Annotated in this window: 15 protein-coding genes and 2 riboswitches; of the genes, 4 read left to right on the forward strand and 11 right to left on the reverse strand. The window is 59.0% G+C overall.

The annotated features are described in order from the left end of the window. Positions 1-395 precede the first annotated feature (395 nt). Positions 396-2,798: a PAS domain-containing protein gene (locus VB144_01860; GenBank protein ID MEA4882402.1), complete on the forward strand. Its 2,403-nt coding sequence runs from the start codon at positions 396-398 to the stop codon at positions 2,796-2,798. 732 nt (positions 2,799-3,530) lie between these two features. Here VB144_01860 and grdC read toward each other — a convergent pair. The 7 genes from grdC to VB144_01895 all read right to left on the reverse strand — a co-directional run bounded on the left by grdC (position 3,531) and on the right by VB144_01895 (position 11,690). Beyond that, a complete protein-coding gene (gene grdC, locus VB144_01865) occupies positions 3,531-6,218 on the reverse strand; it encodes a glycine/sarcosine/betaine reductase complex component C subunit beta (GenBank protein MEA4882403.1) in 2,688 nt (895 codons plus the stop codon). 128 nt (positions 6,219-6,346) lie between these two features. Further along, positions 6,347-7,657: a glycine reductase complex selenoprotein B gene (gene grdB, locus VB144_01870; protein MEA4882404.1), complete on the reverse strand. Its 1,311-nt coding sequence runs from the start codon at positions 7,655-7,657 to the stop codon at positions 6,347-6,349. Positions 7,658-7,699: 42 nt separating this feature from the next. After that, positions 7,700-8,176 carry a glycine/sarcosine/betaine reductase complex selenoprotein A gene (gene grdA, locus VB144_01875; protein ID MEA4882405.1) on the reverse strand — a complete coding sequence of 159 codons (477 nt, stop codon included), beginning with the start codon at positions 8,174-8,176 and terminating at the stop codon, positions 7,700-7,702. A gap of 32 nt (positions 8,177-8,208) precedes the next feature. After that, on the reverse strand, positions 8,209-9,495 hold the full coding sequence (locus VB144_01880) for a glycine/sarcosine/betaine reductase component B subunit (GenBank protein ID MEA4882406.1): 1,287 nt from the start codon (positions 9,493-9,495) through the stop codon (positions 8,209-8,211). Between the two features lie 24 nt (positions 9,496-9,519). Then, complete coding sequence (locus tag VB144_01885) at positions 9,520-9,837, reverse strand: thioredoxin domain-containing protein (GenBank protein MEA4882407.1); 318 nt, start codon at positions 9,835-9,837, stop codon at positions 9,520-9,522. A gap of 107 nt (positions 9,838-9,944) precedes the next feature. Continuing rightward, on the reverse strand, positions 9,945-11,186 hold the full coding sequence (gene trxB, locus VB144_01890; GenBank protein MEA4882408.1) for a thioredoxin-disulfide reductase: 1,242 nt from the start codon (positions 11,184-11,186) through the stop codon (positions 9,945-9,947). Further along, positions 11,187-11,690 (reverse strand): GrdX family protein, encoded by a 504-nt coding sequence (locus VB144_01895; protein ID MEA4882409.1) that lies wholly within the window; start codon positions 11,688-11,690, stop codon positions 11,187-11,189. 96 nt (positions 11,691-11,786) lie between these two features. Beyond that, positions 11,787-11,857, reverse strand: a riboswitch (glycine riboswitch). Continuing rightward, positions 11,858-11,982, reverse strand: a riboswitch (glycine riboswitch). It abuts the riboswitch before it with no gap. A gap of 263 nt (positions 11,983-12,245) precedes the next feature. Here VB144_01895 and VB144_01900 point away from each other — a divergent pair. Continuing rightward, positions 12,246-13,445 (forward strand): aromatic amino acid transport family protein, encoded by a 1,200-nt coding sequence (locus VB144_01900; GenBank protein MEA4882410.1) that lies wholly within the window; start codon positions 12,246-12,248, stop codon positions 13,443-13,445. Positions 13,446-13,466: 21 nt separating this feature from the next. Continuing rightward, positions 13,467-14,537, forward strand: coding sequence for a hypothetical protein (locus VB144_01905; GenBank protein ID MEA4882411.1), 1,071 nt, complete (start codon positions 13,467-13,469; stop codon positions 14,535-14,537). Positions 14,538-14,567: 30 nt separating this feature from the next. On the opposite strand, the gene VB144_01910 is transcribed toward VB144_01905, so the two are convergent. The 4 genes from VB144_01910 to VB144_01925 form a co-directional block, all read right to left on the reverse strand. Continuing rightward, a complete protein-coding gene (locus VB144_01910) occupies positions 14,568-15,686 on the reverse strand; it encodes an alpha/beta hydrolase (protein MEA4882412.1) in 1,119 nt (372 codons plus the stop codon). A 79-nt stretch (positions 15,687-15,765) separates the two neighbouring features. Next, positions 15,766-16,770, reverse strand: coding sequence for a ketoacyl-ACP synthase III (locus tag VB144_01915; protein ID MEA4882413.1), 1,005 nt, complete (start codon positions 16,768-16,770; stop codon positions 15,766-15,768). Between the two features lie 97 nt (positions 16,771-16,867). Then, complete coding sequence (locus tag VB144_01920) at positions 16,868-18,160, reverse strand: acetyl-CoA hydrolase/transferase C-terminal domain-containing protein (protein ID MEA4882414.1); 1,293 nt, start codon at positions 18,158-18,160, stop codon at positions 16,868-16,870. A gap of 161 nt (positions 18,161-18,321) precedes the next feature. Next, entirely contained in the window at positions 18,322-18,525 is a 204-nt protein-coding gene (locus VB144_01925; GenBank protein ID MEA4882415.1) for a histidine kinase dimerization/phosphoacceptor domain-containing protein, read from the reverse strand. A gap of 828 nt (positions 18,526-19,353) precedes the next feature. On the opposite strand from VB144_01925, the gene VB144_01930 reads away from it, so the two are divergent. Next, positions 19,354-21,312 (forward strand): AAA family ATPase, encoded by a 1,959-nt coding sequence (locus tag VB144_01930; GenBank protein MEA4882416.1) that lies wholly within the window; start codon positions 19,354-19,356, stop codon positions 21,310-21,312. Positions 21,313-21,636: the final 324 nt, after the last annotated feature.

Here is a 21,636-nt window from a genome sequence, read left to right on the forward strand (position 1 = left end):
GACTGACACAACCCGCGGTTCACAGCATCACCAAGTTTCCATGGGCGTTGGCGCGGTTGGCGAGACCGCCGCCACCGATAGCTCTGTGTAGTCCCGCAGTATGGTCGGAGAAGTGAATACCCCATTCTGCCCTACGACTAGTGTATTCTCGAAGCATTGATGGACGGAACGTATGCTGAACGAACCAAACTCCCCAACCGCCGCGCTGATTCTTGGCATGCCCCATCAGAAGGGTTCGCACCGGTATTCGGCGAATGAACCCGAGACAAATCACCCTGTCTCTGTAATGTCGACGCTCATCAACCCTTCAGCCTTCGGGGGGCCCATCCTTGCTGATTGCGCTCGCCCGAGAGACAGGGTTCGGCAACGCAAGAATGGAGGAGATCTGAGTGGCGATGGAAGCGCCGGTGAACTGCGTCCTCTCTGCCTCAGAGCAAGCCAGTCTCCTTAATTCGATCCTCCAGGCATCCAAGTGTGACATCATGTATTTGGACTCAAGTCTGGTTCTGCGTGCATTGAACGCGAAGTGCGCCGAGAGGGCAGGCGGCTCCGCTGCAAGTTTCATAGGCAGGCGGCTTACCGACGCTTTCCCCCATTTCTACGTTGCCGTGAAAGACGCACTGTTCGAAGCACAGCGATCTGGCAACCCTATTCCAGAGCGTTCGCTGCGCATGATCACCGATTCTGGCGAGCGTGATTATGAATGCAGCATTATTCCAATTCACGAAGATGGCAGATTCACTGGATGGATCGTGTTCAAGCGCGATCCCATGCAGAGACCAGATGCGGATTGTGTTGCGCAGCAGATCCCAGAAGGCCAGGATGCGATGGCGGACTTCATCGGCAGTATGGTGAATGCAGCCCCCGTGGGCACCGCGATCATCAACGCGTCATCCCTTCGATATCAGGCCGTGAACTCGAGATTCACCGCCATGGCCGGGATATCCACTCCCGCGTCGAAGCTGCGCGGCGTGGCAGTGCGTGAGACGCTGCATAAGCACAACTCGGGAGTCACGCACTCCCTTATAAAGGAAACAATCGAGACAGGCAGACGCATCAGCGTGTGCACATACTCCTCAGCCCCCGAACGTGTGCTGGGTTACACGTGTTGGACTGTCGACTACATTCCGATCTCGGGGCCTTCTTCAGGAACAGCGAGTGTCATGGTGACGGTCTCCGACATTACCGAACAGGTCTCATCCATGAGAAAGCAGGAATCCCTTGCGGCAATCGCACACGATCTGAACCGCGGCAACGATCTCTCCAAGGCGCTCGCGGCAACCGGGTCGAAGTGCGCGGCCATGCTATCTGCGGACTACTTCTCGTTGTTCCTAGACACACCGTCCAGCGACTCGCCATATGCCTTCGTGGAGTCTTCCGCCTCTGGCTGGAAGCCAGATCTCACACCCGACATTGCCCAGGCATGTCTGAAACAGGTCATGGAGTCATCCAGACCGATCTATTATGCTGCGCGCGAGGCCGCCGCGGGAGACCACGCTCTTCTACAGGTCGCCGGAGCGCAGAGGGCCCTCTGTGCGCCTCTGATCTCCCTCGGCAAGTTCCTGGGCATGCTTACATTCCTGTTCCGCAGCGAAGGCCCTGAACTCACCCCGGAAGACATGTCATACGTAGGTCTAGTAGCCGAGCAGTGCTCAATGGCAATCGCGCGTGAAGGAGCCTTCGCCGAGCAGGCGAGGTTTCTCGCTGCCGAACAGGAAGCCAGAGCGATCGCCCAGCATTCCGCGGAGACGATGGCGGCACTCCTGCAGAGTTTCGAGGACGGCGTCATCATATTCGACGGGTCCGGCAACCTCGTGCTGGCAAACCCCAATGCTCAGAGGCTGACCGGCCTGTCGCCCCAGGAATTCGGCAGGATGCTTGTCTCCAGCAGCGCGGAGATGGTCTCTCTCGATGGCTCAGAAGTGCTCGAAACTGAAATGCCATATCGCAAGTTGGTGGATGGACGCAGCGTCGCGAATGATGAATACCTTGTAAGCTGCGGCGATGGACAGCGCAGAATCCTTTCCTTCAGTGGAGGGGTGCTGAGGGACCCAGATGGCAGGGTCACATCGGCCATCATCACATTCCGCGACACCACGGATATTCACGAATTGGAGCAGACGAAAGAGGAATACGTGAGGATTGTGTCCCACGATCTCAGGACTCCCCTCACACTGATCATGGCCAGGGCCCAAATGGCTCTCAAAATGACCGATAGGCCTGATGCCGTCCACGCTCATGCAGATGCTATCGTGAAGGCCGCGCGGAACGCAAACTCGATGATATCTGACCTTACAGAGTCCTCGAGAATCTACTCGAGGCAGTTGCACCTCAGAAAAGGGCTGTCTGATCTTGTCATGTTCCTCCGCGATCTCATGGAACGGAGTGCGGATAGTCCTGGATTCCACAGGGTAGCCCTGCACCTCCCAGCAGAGCGGCTCATGGTGGATATGGATTCGGCGCGGGTGGAGCGAATGGTGATGAACTTGGTGTCGAATGCTCTCAAGTACTCCCCGTCAGACTCCGAGGTATTAGTGTCTGTAGCACGAAACGGCAACGAGGCGGTCGTGTCTGTGGTGGACAAGGGCGATGGAGTGTCTCCTGAGGATGCTGTCCGGATATTCGAGAAATACTACCGTTCCCGCGAGGCCCGGGACAGATGCGAAGGGCTAGGGCTCGGTCTATATATAACCAAGGCTCTCGTAGAGGCGCACGGAGGGCGAATTTGGCTAACAAGCGCGCTCGGCGCCGGAAGCACCTTCACGTTTGCCCTACCTCTTGAGGAGGACCCGCGCTAGTCGGCGCAGGAGACGACACTATCGGGCGAAGGGGGCGAAGCGGCAGGCGGCGAGGCCAGGAGCTGTTGTCCTGGGTGTCTGGATTCACGTCGGATGTGACTTGCTTTGCGGGGATATGCTGCAGAACGCACAGGTCAGGTCGTTCTTGGCATTCGTGGCGAATTGGCATTCGTGGCGAATGCGACCAGCCTGTTGCTTGAGGCAGAGTAGTGCTGTAGAGAAAACCGAATGGAGAAGACTCTCTCTCTTTCCTTCAGTACAACCTGTGCTATGCGATGGCGATGTAGGCCTAGTTCACATCGAAATGCGGGTCGTATGGGGCGACAGTACGGATTTCGTACTGGGAACGCTGAGTGCCTGTACGGATTTCGTACAACACCGACGGCGAAACCGGCGAATGGCCTTCGAAGCGCGGACGATTATGCCAATAAGAGCACCAGATGCCAACCACGGAATGGCTTGATTACATAATTTAGGATGAAACGAGCCCTTTGGGGTCCCACTGGCGGCCGACTAGACCAAGCGCTGTACGGAATCCGTACTGGTTGCCCGGCGAACCAGTACGGATTCCGTACAGTACTCACGGTACGCATAGAACTATCGCCTCGAACCACAGTGAGTAAGCTCAGATGCCCCAGACTCAGAGAGCGGCGTGGATAATGGTGCTGAATACTGGTTTTGATGGCCCTGGCGCGCCAGGGCGCCAACTATTCTAGCGCTGCGACCGCCGAGCTATAGATACCCACTTCGTACGAGTGTTTCCTTTGCGGACTCTGTGTCTTCATGAGCCACCATCACTACCGGCCCTGTGCATCCCATTCCGGTGGACGCGTAGATTCCCGCGGCCCAAAGCGCCTGCACAGCCTCATCGAGCTGCAGAATGTCGACGCCGGTGATCTCGTGAGTGGTTACCTTCGTCGGCGGCGCCGCTGCCTCAGCATGCGCGCTGCCATCGGCCCCAGCAGATGCAGCGCAGCCGGCCTCTGCCTTTGCTTTATCTGTTCCAGTAACAGCAGGCCACCCAGCCCCACGTGCCGCAGCGAACTCCGCCGCGGCCACCTCGCGCAAGCGCCCGTTTACCAGATCAGCAGCGTATCGGATCGCCGCGGCCACCACCGGAGCGCCTGATGCGCGAGAGAGGATCATGATGATCCTGTTGTACCCCTCGCCAACTCCAGGACCATAACCGTACCCCGATGCCTCGTAGTCACCGCCTGTGGTGAATGCTGAGAAGATCTTCATGAGCAGGTTTCCCGTGAGAGTGTCGCAGACCATCACATCTGGAGACCCCATGAGGAGATCGTTTCCGCGCATCACTGCTCCGCCGTCAGATCTTGCGGATCCCGCGAACGAGACGGCATACCCCGCCTCCGCGAGCCTCCGCAATCCCCGCTCTACCTGCCTCGCTCCGTCCACATTGAGAATGCCCACAGTCGGCTCAGCCACTCCGCAGGCCTTAGCAGCGGCAACACCATACACCGCGTTCTTGATCATGTTCTCCACCCTGTCAGTGCCCGATGTGCCGGTTGTGGTGGCGATGAACATCTCCCGGCCCCTGCCTGGAGTCACAACGCGCCCTACCGTGGATACGCCTATCGGGAAACTGTAGTGCATGGTGACACACGCGTCGATCTCCCCGGAATCCAGCAACTCCTCCATACGGCGGTGCTGCTCGTGCTCGTCGGCCGCGCAGTGCGCACCCCGGGGCCCGATGAGCACGACCTCAAGATCCGAGCATGACTTCGCCGCAAGCTCGGCGCCGCGGATGATCTCCTCGGGTCCATGTTCAGAGCCTAGCACTGTAAGCCCTATGCGCGGCTTACGGGCCGCATGTCCTGGTCCGAACCCGGCTTCGAGTCCGAGTCTGGGTCCGAGTCCGCGCCCGGGTCCGAGTTCGAGCCCGGTTCCGACTCCGGGTCCGGCGGCGCCGCCTCCGCAGCAGCCCGTCGTATGTCCTGCCTCGGCCGCTCCCGAATCCCCAGGGTTCGGCTCCAGTAAGAATGATACTCCATCGAACAGGTTGGTCATGCGCCCAAGGAACAGCGAACCCTTGCCGATGATCTGTGCGCGCCGCATCCTTCCGGCCATGAGTTCCTCTCTGAAGTATCCGATTAGTGGTACGCCTGACGGAATGTGCCCCTGTGTGGGTGCGAACCCGGGCAGACTTTTGGCCTCCACGAACGCGTTTATGTCGGTACGTGCGATTTCGCCCTTCTTCACAGCAAGGGCAGCTATCATCTTGACGTTGGCCTTGGGCACATCGCCAGCCCCTGCAGGCTCGGTGATCTCAGGGTTCTGCATCTCAGGAGAGTACTTGTCCACGTCCGAAAGCTTGAGCCCTACCCTCTCCAAAGGCTCAACCACAATTGCGGTCATAACGGCCTGCGGAGATGAGCCTGAGCCTATGGTGTGTCTACCCACAGCGTCAGTCCGGATGATAGGGCTGACGCCATCGTTTGCCGAAACCAGAACCGCGAACGCTCCCAGCACATCCTCGAGAATCGGCAACCCCTTATTCACGTGGTCTCGCCCGTTCATCCCCAGTTTGGCCGTGGCGCCGCCGGCGACCACCGCCACATTGCGGAACACGCCCGCCTTCACAAGCGATGCAGCGTTGACCAGTGCATGGGAAGGCGCTGCGCAGAACCCGCGCACATCGCATCCAGTGGCATTCACACATCCGGCCATCTCGCCCACTGCTTTGGCGAAGTTGCCGCCGCCGCGCTGGTTCATGTCTCCACACGCTTCCTCAGAGCACTCGATGATGTAGTCGATCTCCCCGGCATCGATACCCATGTTGTGAATGAGGCGCCTGAGAGCCAGTACACCGGAGGCCTTGGCCGCAAGATTCTCCATCATCACATGGGACGACAGGTTCCGATCCCGCTCATGGGCTGCCCTCACACACCCCACGAGCCGCCCCGCGCTGTACAGAGGCTCAGCATGGGCATCGCGAACCAGGTGCTCGATCTCCTCAGTCGGCGCGCCGCTCCCGAGCCTGGCTGAATCGCTCTCTCGCCACACAGGGCTCGCCGCCATCGCGGCGGCAATGCCCTTCGCGAAGCTCTCCTCCAGTGCCACCAGGTCAAAACTGTCCACAATCCTCATCAGGCCGTAGAACTCGTCCTCCGGCAGCACCTCGCCGTACCTGCCGACTCGCTTCGCGCCTTCCAGGGGTTTGCCGTGCCAGGGCCGCGCAATGCCTGCGAGTTCAGCCGGGGTGATGTTTCCAATATAGGCCTGGTTCGGGGGATAACTCATGCACTGTTCATATGTGCGAAGATGTTTAGGCAGTTCCTTAAGGTATTCAGAATCCGGGTTGGCCTCTCGCTCCATCGTTTGGGTTGTTCCCATCTCGAGGAGCAGAGATGGGGCATGAACAAGGGCGTAGCTAACGCCACGAATGACGGGGTAGTCCATCCAGACACCTCCTGACGCATCTTTGACGATGGGTCCCGGCACATAGCGCCACCCCATGCCGCATGCATTATGCAGCATGCAGAACAGAGCCTGGCGCTTGCGCCGGGACCCCCGACTCGCTCTTAAGTCTACTTCTCGAAGACGGTCTGGTCCTCCACTTCGGTCTGGAGAGCCCTAAGCGCCCTCTCAACCAGACCACGGCGGAGTCGCTTCTCATCTTCAGGTGTAAGCGATGGATTGCCCAGCGGGTGCGGAATCGCAACTGTAGGCACTATCCGGTTCGCCCCAACCGTAATGGAGATGGGGACCACGGTGCACATGTGCACGACTGGGAGCCCCGCGCGCTCTATTTCTTTGACCATCGTTGCACCGCAACGTGTGCAAGTGCCTCAGGTGCTGGTTAGGATGACGCCCTGGACTCCGGCCTCAACCAGTTCCTTTGCGATGGCCGCAGCGTACTTCTTCGCGTTTGCCACAGAAGTGCCGTTGCCAACCGTTGCGTAGTAGTAACGATGAAGCTTACCGATAACGCCTTCGCGCTCCAGGTCTCTCATGACATCCACTGGCAGAACCCGGTTTGGCGCGGCATTGGCATACACCGGGTCGTAGCCTCCGTGGGCGGTCTGATGGCTCTGATCGGTAAGGGTGCTGATCCCCTCAAGGTCGTACTTCCCGTACTTCGAAGCCGAGGAGGACTCAATGTGATCGGGGTTGCCCTTCGGCACGATCCCGCCCGAGGTAACCAGAGCGATAGTGGCATGGGCCATGTCCTTGATCGCCGCGTTGGGATGCACCCGGTCGAAATGGGGCATCGCATACTCGGTTTCGAAGGAATCGCCCATGAGCTTCTTGACTAGCATATCCACGGCGCGCTTCGATCCCCGCTCAGTGGCGAAGTAGTTCTGCCTTATGCCACGGCTGAGGTAACCATCGGTCGCAGGATTCGTGGGCTCCCCATGAACCAGCTTGCGCGCGAGCGCGGCCATCTTAGGGACGGCAGTGCGCATTCCGGCCGCGCTGTCGCCGGTTTGAACGATGTAGGCCTGCTTGCGGAACATGTCAACACCGGGGTTCTCCTGATACATTCCGGTGACCACCGGAATCTGGAGTTTCTCCGCAACTGCTGCGCACACTGCGCCGCAGGCTACGCCGTAACGTCCCGCGTTGAAGGCAGGGCCGGCAATGAGCAGGTCGGGTTCGTACTTCTGGATGAGAGCAACCACCTCAGCTGTGGCCGTCTCCATGTTCTCGCCGAAATACGTGTCGCCGCAGATGACTGTCCCGACGATTTCCGCCTGATCCCACAGGGCCGCGGCAAACGCCATTCCGGGGCCTACGAGGCCTGCCTTGTCAAAAGGACGGATTCCAGCCTTGTCTTCTCCCCCAATCTGCCCGAAAAACTGGTTGAGGTAGTGGACTATCCGCACTTTCTTGGTCATTACGCTCTCCCCCCCTGGGAGAAGCTAGCCCAACTCGCCGTCCTAGTACTTGCTGTACTGCTGGCGGATTGTGCTAACCTCCTTCTTGATGGCATCTACGTCGAGAACCATCTCCATCATGCTCACTTGGGCTTCCCACACTGCGGGGTCAATCTCTGCCTTGATCTCGTCCTCCAGAATGTGCCATACGCTCAGTCCCAACTGGACTCCCGCTAACGGACCTGCATAGGTCGGGTCTCCGTTGCTCACAGTCTCCGCTGTGAGGCCTGACGCTTCCGCCTCGGCCCCTCCAAGCACGATGACTATGTTCTCTGGCCCGTACTTCTCGGCCAGTTCTTTAACCCGCCTCTGGTTCTCTAGGTCCATTGCGCCGGCGGCCGTTCAGACAAAGCACTCGCTGACGGAGAAGATAATCTCGCCACCAGCCGACTTGACGCACTCATCTATGGCGCCGCCAGGTATACCATCGCGGTCGCCCAGGGCTACGATCTTCTTACCCTTGAGGATCAATTGCGGCATCTCCTTTCCCGTGTAATGTGAAGTTGCTGCTGCTACGCCTCGCGAGCGGAAAGCTCCGAGAAGCCAAGCTCGCAAGTAGCGCCGGTGATAACCTGGATCTCAGCGGTAATGGACCCATGGGCTGCGAGGGATCCGTTCCAGCCGCCCGCTATGGTGTCGGCCGCGTCTGGATGGCCGATGACTTTCTTCATAGGAGGCAGGACGATCACTTCGTTGGCATTCCCCGCCGTCACGACAGCGTCTGCCAGGGGGTTCGCATCAGCCAATGACTGCGATGCGCCATCCCGGCCAGCATACTCGTCGGTAACGAGAACGGTCTTGATGCCCTTCTTCTCCAGCTTCACGCAGTTCATGATGAGGTCGGCATCGGGGTTTCCGAAGCCCTCCTCCGACACGATGGCTGCGTCGGCCCCGAGCATCTCAACGAGCTTCGACGCGAAGTTCGAGGAGCGCTCCTTGTCGGCCAGAGTCACGTTCTCGTTGGTGACCACCACGCCGATGAAGTTGATGTCCTTCCCATGCCTGGCAAGGAGATCATGGATGACTGGCGAGTTCTGGTGATGGTAGGTAGTGTTCTTGTCGCACGCAGAGACGCAATTCCCGGAGACTATGGCGCCGTCCATCACCTCAGTTGGGTAGATCAACGTGGGCAGAGTGCGCTTGGCATCGATGCCATACACGTAGGTGTCGTGCAACAGCCCCTGGCTCTGGAGCATGTATACATACACTACCTTCGGCAGACCCGGGAAGGCCTTGACTTGATCGAGAAGAGGCATAACCTCGAACGACTCGATCTCATCCGGCTCTACAACCCGACCGGCCTCGCCGATGAACGTTGCGATCTTCAGCCCTGCCATGCGGACGACGGCCTCATGCTCGTGCTGGGGCAGGCCCGGCGCAGGTTCGCACACGACCACCACGTTGTTGAGCTTTGAAAACGGAGTGTACGCGGCGCCAGGGCCGCTCATGTCGATGATGCCCTCCTGGAACCCGACGATCCGGCCGGTGGTGATCACGGCTGCGCCGGAAAGCACATGAGTGCGGCCATTGCCGACCATCTCGACCTTGCTCACCATTCCTGGGAACACGCCGCCAGTCCCGGAGACCTTGACTCGAGGTTCGATTACGTCCTTCACAGGGATGATGCGGATTTCCTCCCCGGGGCGGGCAAGCTCGACCTTGACATCGACGATCCTCTCATCCTCGCGGGCGATCGCCTCGATTGCGGCCTTGTCCACGTAGAGGACACCGTTCTCCACCTTGGTGACAGGTCCGAACTGAACGTCTTTGATGCGTATCTTGCCAAGTTCTAACCGCATTTGTCTCACCTCCAGAGCAGTCACTCAGATCTGCTCCTTGATCATCGCCTCGATGTTGGCGACAGTCGCATCGTCCTTCGTCAACTCCGCGATCTTCTCACCATTCCTGTACATGCAGATCGTGGGAAGACCCAGCACCCTCTGGCCAATGGCCAGCCTGCGATTTTCCAAGACATTGAGCTTGCAGAACTTGATCTGTTTGCCATACTTCTCGGACAGCGCCTCAACCTCAGGAACCAGAGCCATGCATGGCTCGCACTTAGTGCTCCAGAAGTCCACAAGCACAGGGCCGGGAATCTGCAGCACCTCAGCTTCGAAAGTCTCCTTATTGACCTCAAGCATCTCATTCACCTCCTTTGCAGTGACGCTAGAAGAATCCCACAGCTAGTCGCCATAGCTGCGCGCCACAATCACTCGCTGCAGCCATTCGCCACCGCTATTCGCCACCGCTATTCGCCACAACTGCGCATTATGCTCGCTACCTTCGACTCGAGCTCCGGCCCTGCCGCCGCTTCCGCGACCTTCTCAATCAGGCGCCCCCTATGGAAGAAGGCCAGGGCTGGTGCTGCGGTGATGCCGTAACGCTTAGCGACACGCTGATTCTTGTAGATGTCGATCTTAACCAGCACGAGCTTATCCGCATTTGCCTCCGCGATCTTCTCAATGGCAGGCATCAGCTCGAGGGAAGCCGGAGATGTAGGACTCCAGAAGGTGACCAGCACCGGAAGCTCGGGCTCCAGAACCATCTCGCGGAAGCCCTCTTCCTCGTGGATGTACTTCTCGGCGGCTATTGCAGCAGCGGCGCCGTCGCCGGCGGCCGTCACTACCTGCCTGATGAACTTCACCCTGGCATCGCCGGCGCAGTATACGCCGTCAACTGAGGTTTCGAGCATGTCATCAGCGATTACATAGCCGCGCTGGTCCATTTCGACCACACCGCGGAGAAACTCGGTCTTGGGCACGGTTCCGACGAACATGAACACCCCGTTGGTCTCGATCTCCATCATCTCGTTGGTCTTGATGTTCTTGACGACGACTGTTTCCACGATCCCGTCGCCGCGGATCTCGGCCAGGACTGAGTTCCATACCCACTTCAGCTTGGGATTCTTGAACGCTCGCTCCCGAATGATGGCGGTAGCGTCGAGAACTCCTTCGTCGTGGACCACGATGATTGTAGCCGAATTCACGAATTTGGTGAGGTACATCGCCTCTTGCAGAGCAGAGTCGCCGTTGCCCACGATGACCACGTCGAGGTCGGTGAAGAAATCCGCATCACACGTCGCACAGTAGGAAACGCCCTTCCCACGCAGCTCCCGCTCGCCTGGAACACCCAGCATACGCGGCTCGGCGCCAGGCGCGACGATGACTGCCTTCGCGATGTAATCGTTGCCCTTGCGGGTCCGGATCAGCTTACGCTCTGGCGTGAACTCCACGGAGGCGACATCCTCTTTCAGGATCTCGGCCCCGAACTCCTGTGCGTGCTCGGCGAAGAGCTCCATGAGCTTCGGTCCGCTCATACCCTTGGCGAACCCAGGGTAGTTCTCCATCGACTCTGTTGTGCTGGCCTGCCCGCCCGGCCGTCCCTTCTCCAGCACAACAGTTGTGAGCCTGGCGCGTGAAGCGTAGATTGCGGCCGAAAGGCCTGCGGGTCCGCCTCCGACGATGGCGACGTCAACTTCTCTAGTGGCCATTTATCGCTGCCCCCTCATCTTGCCCTCATCAGCATCGTTCAGCTGTGTAAAAACGCGGTTCGGGATGTGTTGCGCTCCCAGACTCTCCACAGCACTCTGCATGAGCGTGAAATCGATTAGCTGGAAGTCGTCGTCGAGCCTTGCAGGCATCTGCGCGGCAACGGCAGTTGCGACGCTCTCCTTGGCCCGCGTCGTGTCGCCGCGGCGAGCGAACCTCGGAGGCCCGAGTCGCGCGGCAACTGATAGCGCCCCCTCGATCAGCCGGAGCGAGTCGTAGTCGACTGTGGCAGCAGGAACATCCCCCACGACAATCGACCGATATGGTGTTTGGTTAGGCTTGACCGAACCGGCCAACGGGTGAGTGAGAAGGCAGTGGCAACGGTGGACAAGGTCTCTTGCCCTGAGAAAAACCTGATTAGCACTGCCGTCGATCCATTCAGTGCTCTCGGGCCACCGCGCAGCTACAGACGGGTTGTTTGTGATGATCCGATAGTGCAACGGCATGATCGTGAGCACCTCCATTACGCCGCGGAGTTAGTGTGAGCATCCTTGCGGAAAATGAAAAAGGCAGAGAAAACAAGTACGGCAATGCAGATGCCGTATTGCTTCTCTGTCCTTGGAACCTGAGAGATTTACTCCTTCGGTGCCCTCGCGAAGCTTTCCAGAGGCGCCGTCCAGTCGCGGTCCTTCTGCCTGAGAGTTTGTGGATACTGCCTCGGCTTGGCAGAGTACCTTTGCTCCTTCGGCGCCCACTACAGGCTACACGCCACTAATGAGACTCTCCCGCGACCTTCCTCCGGCTAGCACTATTACACCTGCTAGTGTATTATCTCACAATACCAGTGTCAAGACGAAGGCATTCCCAATTCCCTCGGTATCTGCAAAAGGACCACAGGCTTGTTCCTGATTGCCATCGAAATTCGAGAAGGATTCGGACGCGGAGTGTGTAAAGTATTCGCGCAGTGTCTCGGCGCCCGGCCTGCCGCGGGGCCGCCGCGGCAGGCCGAGCCGTTGGATGCTCGGTGGTGCGCATCGCATACGGCGTGAAGGGGTGGATCCATGTCCGGCCAGCTCACAGAAGGCGCTCTGCGTTTTCGGAAACTCACCCTGTCAGAAGCGGTTTTGCTTCTTGTTGGCGCCAATGTTGGCGCAGCTATTCTGTCTCTCCCATACGCCGCGAGAGCCTCAGGGTACGCCGGAGCGGTCATCGTCTCAGTAGTGACGACGCTGTTCTCGCTCATCTCGCACTTATACATCGTGGAACTGATGCTTAGAACCAACAGCCCCGGACAACTGGTCGGCCTGATGCGCACCTACATGTTCAACTCCCGCTATGGACGGTTCTACCTGCTGCTCATGTCCACACTCACCGTGGGGCTGGCCATCCCGTCTCTCACAGCCTACGTGATAGGCGGAGGCGGGATCATCTCCTCTCTCTTCGAGCTTCCGCCGTCGGTGGGTGCGCTCCTATTCCTGCTGCCGGGTGCAAGTATCGTGTGGCTGGGCCTGAAGGCGACTGGCGCTGCGCAGAAATGGGCCAGCATTGCCATGGGGGCAGCCCTCGTGGCGCTCACCATAGCCTCCATTCTGCATCCCGGGTTCGACGCATCTCGCCTTTCGAGGTTCTCCCTCGCGCCAATAGTGGCCATTCTTCCGGTCGGGGTGTTCACGTCCATGTCCCACACCATAGTGCCTGAAGTAGTGCGCGGGTTGGCTTACGAACCCCGGCTAATACCTCGCGCAGTCAAGTGGGGGCTCGGGATCAACCTCCTATTTCTTGTCGCCTTTCCCATCGCCATCTTCGGGCTGCAGAATCCGGAGCAGATCTCCGAGGTAGTGACGATATCATGGGGCCACGCCTTGGGGCCGGTCATCTACCTCGCAGTCAACATCTTCGCTCTATTGGCGCTGGTCACGTCGTTCTGGGGAGCGGCCGGCGCATCCCTGGGCAATGTCGTAGAGATTCTCCGATTCAAGTCGGAATGGAATGTTCGCTCCAGGCTGATCGCCTTCGGAATCACAGTCCTGCCTTCTCTTGCGATAGTCTTTGCGGGGAAGCTCGGGTTTCTTGATATGATCCAGGCCGCCGGGGCGGTTGGCGGAGTAATCCTCGCGGTGCTGCCCATCTTCGTTCTTAGCCGCGCCCGCGCGCGCTCGGAACGCACCCCGGAGTATCAAGTTGGGGTGCTGTACTCACCCGTGGTCAAAGCCGCACTTCTCCTCTTCTACGTGGGGGTTCTCCTGTATGCAGCGCTGTAAATCTCCAGGAGGTCATTGACCATGATCATAAGGCCAGCTGAACTCCGTGATGACGAGACCTTGCTGCGAATTGAGAAAACGGCCGGGCAGGGTGACCGAGTGCGCCTGCTAGATGAGCGGGATAGTTTCTTCAGCCGCGCGAAGCAGTTCGGCGATTACGTGCTCATGGTTGGAGAGAACGAGACGACGCACAGGATTCACGGGGTGATGGCTGCAGCCCTGTTGAAGCTGAGGATCGACGGGGAAACGCGCATGGGCGCCTACATGTTCGACCTGCGTTCAAACCCCGAGACGAACACGGGCCTTTCCCGGGCAATGTATGTTCTCTGGAGAGCATTCGAGGAGAGGCTCCTCGAACAAGGCGCGGAGTTCATATTCGGACTGATCAAAGATGATAACTCCCGCTCAGAGAGTATCTCACAGCGCATGGGCGCAACGCGACGGGGAGGGAAGAAATTCCTGGTGTTCCCCGCCTTCCGGCGCCGTGCAGTCACGCTTTCTGTTGAGATAAGCAGTTCAGTAGATGCTGCCCAAGAGTACCGCGTGTTGGAAGAGCACTATGCAGACTACGAAGCATGGCCCATGGCGCGCGACTTCGCCCACATGCAATCGCTGTATGATGATTGCTTGCTAGCGAAACTGCAGTGCGGAGGTTCATCCCTGAAGATATGGGATGTTTCCCACCATTACACCAGGCGAGTGGCTGCCATGCCTCCCGGCCTCACCGCTTTTGGCACGGTCATGCGCGGAATCGGGCATGTGATCCCGGTTCCGAAAGTGCCACGCCCTGGTGAGGAGATCCGCGTGTGGAACGTGATCGATGTCATGGCTGAGCGTGGAACAGACGGGAGGCGCGGGCACAGCTGCAAGAGACAGGCTGAGCTGAGGGCGCTCCTGGCTACAGCCAACAACATGGCCCTCGAACACAAAGTCGACCATCTCATCGTCGCAACCGATGATGAAGAGCCTGAACTCGCCTGGCTGCGCCGCGCCTCCATACTGCCGCTGAGCTACAACATCATGGTGAAGGAGTATAGGCCAGTCCCCGGGCTCGCAGGGAAAACATATCTCGATCCCAGATACCTGGGGTAGGCGCCGATCCGAAGCGGCGCACTGCTCCATCTACCCAATGTGGGCCAGAAGCGCCTCAACGAACTCCTCCCTCTTCTCAACATGCGGAGAGTGCCCGCAGTCGGCGAACACGATCTCCCGGCATTCGCCTCCACGTCGCCTGTATTCGTCAAGCACCGCCCTGGTCTGCCCTATCATGGGCTGCGGCGGGAAAACGTCATCTCCGGGCCACCCGGGAACCAGCCCTATCCTGCCAAGCGTGCCAATATCCCAGAACGAGGTGTCCGATACGATCTGGTCATCAGCGCCGCGAACCCACAATATCGGCGGCTTTGGCCATACATCGACAATACCGTCAGTGCGGAAGTACTTGGATGAAAACGCGTTCAACGCCCCCTTCGGCCCAGGGGCAAACCCCGGCCAGTTGGGCGACGGGGTGAAATCGCCCGGGTAGTTCCATTCGCCAATTGCAGTACTAAGAAGCGAGGTCAGGAAGTCCTCCTCTCGCGCCGCGCGAAAAGGCGGCTTCCAATAGGACATGTTCAGCACATTTCGGGGCAGCATCGGGTTGTCGCCGCCCTCCCGGGCCTTCTCCTTCACCAGCCTTGGGAAGTCCGGCGTCACGCCGCCGGCCCCGGACCCTGCATAGTCGGGGAAACATGGCTGACCATCGCATCCCCTGACGCCGGAGAACCCATAAGGCGACACAGGCGCGACCAGAGTCAGGCTCATTACCTGATCTGGATGATCTATGAGGCACTGCATGGCCACCCCGCCGCCCAACGACCAACCCACCACGTGGAACCTGTCGAACCCCATTGCAGAGGCAAGCTCATCTATGTCGTCCGACCAGTCCCGAACACCCCTAGTAGCATCGATGGGCTTCACTTCCGAGAGCCCGTACCCTCTCATGTCAGGTGCGATGGGCAGGTATCTAGGGGGCAGGGCAAGAATGACCTCCTCCCAGAACGTAGAGGATGAGGCATTGCCATGGAGGAACATGACCGGTTCCCCTGCCCCTGCAGGGCCGCAGAGCCTGGCTGCCGCACGGCCCCCAACTGTCCCACCTTCCCGAACTGTCCCACCTTCCCGAACTGCCCTGGTGAGTACGTGGAACCGCAGGCGAGGAACATCAATGTACTTGGATTCTATGCCTTCCAGAACTCCCATTCTCACACCTCCCTGCAATTGGTTGCGACTGGCTGCGACCGGCTGCGACTGGCTGCGCCGAGCTGAACCCCGTGATCCGTTACCGCATCCGGAGAGCAACACCGGCCTGGTTGTAGCCGACACCCGATCCGACCAGCACTAGCAGATCTCCCGACTTGATCTTACCCTTCCTCATTGCATCATCGAGGCACATCGGGATGCATGCAGAACCGGTGTAGCCCCACTCCTCCATGATCCAGTGAGCTTTCTCGATTGGCAGGCCCAATGTCTCCATCACCAGTTTGATTGAGTTCAGGCGGACCTGGGTGAAGATGATCTGATCGATATCGGAAAGGTCAAACCCACCTCGTTCCGCAAGAAAGCGCACGACCTTCGGCCAGCCCTCATGGTTCACCTCAGGAGGGTACTTGCCAACCAGTTTCACGGCGGTGCGGCCAGCCTGCACCGACTCACACGTGGCTGGCTCGAACGTGCCGCCGGAGTAGATGCCCCAAGCCTGGTGGTAGGCGCCATCTGCAACGTATGATGAGGTTATGAAGCCGGGCTTGGAGTCGACAGCGAGCACAGCAGCCCCCGCCCCATCTCCGTAGAAAAAGGACGTGACGTCATTGGGGTCGGCAAGCTTGCTCATCATGTACGCCCCGATCACCAGGACATACTTCATCCACCTGTTCGTCGCAAGAAGGCTGGCCCCTGCCGCGATTCCGGTTGGGAACGATGCACATGCGCACCCCACATCGAACGTGCCCGCGTTCACCGCACCCAGCTTGTGCTGGACGACCACCGAGGTCGCTGGGGTGGTATAGTCAGGCGAATCAGTGCCCAGGATGATGAGATCAAGCTGCTCAGGTGCGATGCCAGCGTTCTTCAGAGCCTCCTGCCCTGCCCTAACGGCCAGGTCAGAGGTCGCCCACTCCCGTGGAGCATACCAGCGCTTCCGTATGCTCGAGGAATCCTGAAGCTTGAACACGACTTGCCCAAGCCCTGGGCGAACCGCCTCGAAATGCTCCGCCATCTTCTCGTTGGTCATCTCGGTCTCAGGAAGATACATGCCCGTTCCGACTATGGTGGCGTACCTGTCCATTCGAAACACCTCCATCCGTTGGTTGTCGTCGGCCCACTGCGCGCCGCGACCATGTAAAGCTGCTGCCTGCCATAGAGATCAACGACCATACAGACGACTATACATATGAAAGCGCCCTGGCCTCCGCCCACAGCCCCTCCCGGAAATCCGGGTGGGCGATAGCGATCAGCCTATCGACACGCTTCCTGACGTTCATCGACTTCAGGTGGGCTATTCCATACTCGGTCACTACGTAGTCGATATCCGAGCGGGTGATCGTGACAGCCTGCCCGTCCCTGAAACATGGCACGATTGTGGAAATTGTGCCATTCTTCGCAGTTGACCGCAGGGCCAGTATTGACTTGCCTCCCGCAGACCTCTGGGCCCCCCTACACGTGTCCGCGGCTCCGCCGGCGCCGCTGTACTGGCGCACGCCTAGGGTTTCAGAGTTCGCCTGCCCGGTGAGGTCCACCTGCAGGGTGGTGTTAATGCTAACCATCTTGTGGTTCTGCCCGATTACGTAGGGGTCATTGGTTATGTGTCCTCCGTAGAACTCAACCCCAAGGTTATCATCGACGAAATCGTAGAGCTTCTTCGTGCCAAGTGCGAAACACCCGACCATCTTCTCAGGCCACAGCGTCTTCCTTCGACCGTTAAGCGCCCCGGCGTTGAACAGATCCACCATGCCATCGGTGACCATCTCAGTATGCACGCCGAGATCGTGCTTGTTAAGCAGGCACGACGTCACCGCATTGGGGATCCCTCCGATGCCGAGCTGGAGCGTGCTGCCATCCTCGATCAGGCTGGCAACATTCCGGCCGATCTCCGCCTCGGTATCAGTGGGTTCAATGGGCTGCAATTCCACTAGGGGCACTGTGTTCTCAACCACGTAGTCCACCTGCGAAATGTGGATCTGTGTATCACCGAACGTGCGTGGAAGGTTCTCGTTGATCTCGAGGACGACCATCTTTGCCCCGGCGATCATGGGCTTTTCGTACGTCACTGATAGCGCGAGAGACATGTAGCCATTCTTGTCCATTGGTGTCGCAGTGCCCCAGAAGATGTCGGCGGGATCGAGGTCTCGCTTTTTCACCCCGCACTCGTGGAGGTTGTTGGGAAGGAAGGCAACAGTTCCGCCCGCGTGAGCTTTGTAGGAGTTCGGCCCATAGTACCACGCCTCATTCAGGAAATGGCCTTTCATCTCAGGTTTCAGGAACTCGTAGTCTCTCATGAGCAGACACGACATGATAGTGACATTCTCGAGTTCGTCTTTCCGCGACGAGACCGCATTGAGAAGCCCTGGAGGCTCCGCGGCGCACATGGCGATCACAATCGATTGGTTCGACTTCACCTGCGCCACGGCATCTTCAATCGCAACAAGCTTCCGGCGGTAAAGCTCTTTCGGGTCCAACGCCATCCCCCCTGCGTAATCTGTCGTCGCGTCCGCCCGTCCGGGTACAACAGCACGAAGACGCGAAGGCACAGTAGACTGCACCACTGCCAGCGTGATAGTAATGGACATGCGTTGCATGGGGGTTACATGAGAGTAACATGGAGAGCAACATGGAGAGGTCAAGCGGCGTGCGCATGAATGATGAATGATGAACAGTTCGTCAGGACGACGGCGTCCCTCCCCTCCTCCGGGTTTCTCGTCCATATCTTGGGAATAACCTCCGCGATGATACTAGCTGAGAACAGGGTCTGGGTTACGGCATCATGCAGGTCCCTCGCGAACCTGCTTCTCTCTGCGGCAGCTGCTGTTTCCTCCGCCTGCACGCGCAAGCTCAGCACTTCCTATGGCGAGTGCAGCCTGATCAGCGAAGGATCTGGCCAGGTCCAACCCATCTCTGGTGAGATGCCTCAGGTCGGCGAAATGAGGTCACGGCTGTGACAAGCATTGATGACAAACGCACTCCAGGTGGTCGCCAGGGGCGAGCTTCTGCGCACAGTTCGGGATCCGCACGAATGCCCTGCCGTTTCTCATTTTTGAGCAATAATCCGCCTCAGATTCTCATGCGTGGGGATTTCCCGGCGATTCTTCCCCATTAATGAGAATCTGACTCCGTCACGCCAAGATCGAGACCACAAGGATCGGAGGCGCTGAGTCGACCTTCCCCTTCACGCCTGCTACAGCTGCTATGCGTATCCGAGTGCGAGGGGCGGACTTCTGCGCACAGTTCGGGATCCGCACGAATGCCCTGCCGTTTCTCATTTTTGAGTAATAATCCGCCTCAGATTCTCATGCGTGGGGATTTCCCGGCGATTCTTCCCCATTAATGAGAATCCACGACGATTGCTACGTGATCGTTCCTAGGTGTGTCCTGGGCGCCGCTTGTCTTGGGTCCTAGGGCCTTGGGTGTCGTTTCGCATCGCTCGTCGCAGATGTGATATACTATTGCCCCTGTGACGCAGTCAGGCCCGGCACTACCGGCTCCAACACCACTAGCTCCGGTGCCGCTGCATCCGGTGCCGCTACATCCGGTGCCGCTACATCCGGCGCCATCCGATCCGGTATTGCCAGGCCATCCGACACGACGCACCCCCGTATTGGGGCCAAGGACATCTGTCTCCCCGCGGGGCAGCTGAAACGGAGGTGGAATTCCAATGGCTCTCGACGACATTTCCCCGCTGGAACTCCTAGCTGAGCGGACCAGACTTCAGCATACGTTCAGCGAGGTGGGCGTGCAGATCACAGCGATTGAGAGGGCACTGAAGCAGGCCGAGAGAGTGTCGTCCGGCTTGGCGGCGTACGCTGCGGATACTCGGGCGGAATCGGATATCGCCGACATCGCCAGCCTGCAGACTCTCATGGAGCAGGAGACAGGTGTCCCCATCATCAAGTCGAGGCTCCTCCGGCAACTCATCACCATGGAGCCTAGAGTCTACTTCGGAAGAGTCGATTTCAAGCCAGATGATCAAGACGATATCATGGCGGTGTACGTGGGCACAGGCTGGCTTTTCCATCACGCCGCAGGGCAGAAGCTGGTCTACGACTGGCGCACACCTATATGCAAACTGTACTACCAGTTCGAGCCGGGACGCGCACAGTATGTTGCGCCGATGGGCGTGATCCCAGGCGACATGCCCACGAAGAGGACGTATGAGGTGCACCGCTCTACACTCCTCGACATCGCCGATGCGGGAGTGCGTGCAAATGACGACATCCTGAAGGACCTCCTTGAGCGAAGCACCGATGGGCAGATGAGGACGATAGTCCAGACCATCCAGTGTGAACAGGACGAGGTCATTCGCGACGAGGAGCACCGGGTACTGGTGGTGCAAGGTGCAGCAGGAAGTGGCAAGACGTCCGTGGCATTGCACAGGGTGGCCTACGTTCTCTATTCGGAACGCGATGTCACCGAATCATCCAGTGTTCTGATGCTGTCACCCAACCCGGTGTTCAAAGATTACATATCCACGGTCCTTCCCCAGCTTGGAGAGGAGAACATGGAGGAGCTCACCTTCGCGGAGCTTGCCTCGTCAGTATTCCCGTCCGGGCTCTCCGTGGAGGATCATGCATCTCATATCGAGTACTGCCTTGAGCATCCTAGCGTGTCCGCAGGCGATCCGCGCAGCCTCTCGATATCATTCAAGAGCTCAAGGGAGATCATCCCTGCGCTCACTCGCTACGCCGAGCACCTGACAACGGCCTCGGTGGATTTCCCCGATTTCGTCTTCGACGACGGCTCAGCGAAGCGTGCGAAGTTCTCCGGCGACAGCCTGCGTAAGGCATATGAGGAACTGCCCGGCCAGTCCATTCAGTCTCGGGTCAACCGTGCGCGCCGCACCGCGGCTCGGTGGGTTGCTGGCCACATCGCGCGGGAGCGTGATACCGAGGTCGACGTGCGGGAGCGGCTGAGCAATGATGGATGGGTCAGTTTCTACACTGTATACCGAGATGCCAGGAACGTTCCCCCGCAGCTACGAGAGGCAGCCACACGCTTCCTCGATTCACTCTCAGAATGGGGCCTGTTCTCGCTCACAGATGCGTATCTGGGATTCCATGACACCAACCAGGCATGGGCGCCAGGGTGCACAGTCACTGCCGAAGCCATCCGCAGCGGGAAGCTGTTCTATGAAGACCTGGCGCCATACACGCTGCTTGGCCTGATGCTTATGGGGGCGCCCGAGCACGTGGCGAGGATGCGGCATGTAGTAATCGATGAGATGCAGGATTACACGCCCGCAGAGTACGAGGTTCTCAAAACGCTGTTCCCCAGTGCTAGGTTCACAGTGCTGGGTGATGTGAGCCAGGCGATAAACCCGGTAAGTGGGGTTACCGATACCCAGGCGATTCTCGACAGCTTCGGCCACGATGCCCATTATGTGGAACTGAAGCGCAGCTACCGCTCGACAGTGGAGATCATGGAATTCGCCGCAGGCGTGCTCGCAGGCGCCCACAGGCATGACCGAAGTCCTGAGGCAGCCGTGGAGTCCATCAGTCGGCATGGAGAGAAGACCCTCGTGGCGGCGGCGAAGAGCCCCGGCGACGTGCCATCGGTGGTAGCCGCACTCGTGGATGAGGCGACCGCGCAGGGTGCACGGTCAGTGGGACTGATATGAACTCAAAGCGTTCCACAGGGGTTGCATCGCCTGCTTCGCAAACACCGACAGCGACGCCGGTCGAACCGCCATAGCTGCCACTCTGGCAGGGAGCGAGCCCTACTATTCCCAGTGTGGGCGCATTCCCGATGGGTCCATACACGCCGAGCCCACGATCTGCCCTTGGGGCTGGGCCTGAGGCAGGACTATCGGTGCTCCACTGATCAGCAACACGAAGCCGACCAAAACCGAGACAATGACCCTGGACAATCCACGTTCGGCACTAATCGGTAATCCTCTCCTCCCACCGTGCTTGCTTATCGCCGGAGAGCACAGCAAATCGAG

It is taken from the genome of Clostridia bacterium, assembly GCA_034926675.1.
In the GTDB taxonomy this organism is placed as follows: Bacteria; Bacillota; DTU025; order DTU025; family DTU025; genus JAYFQW01.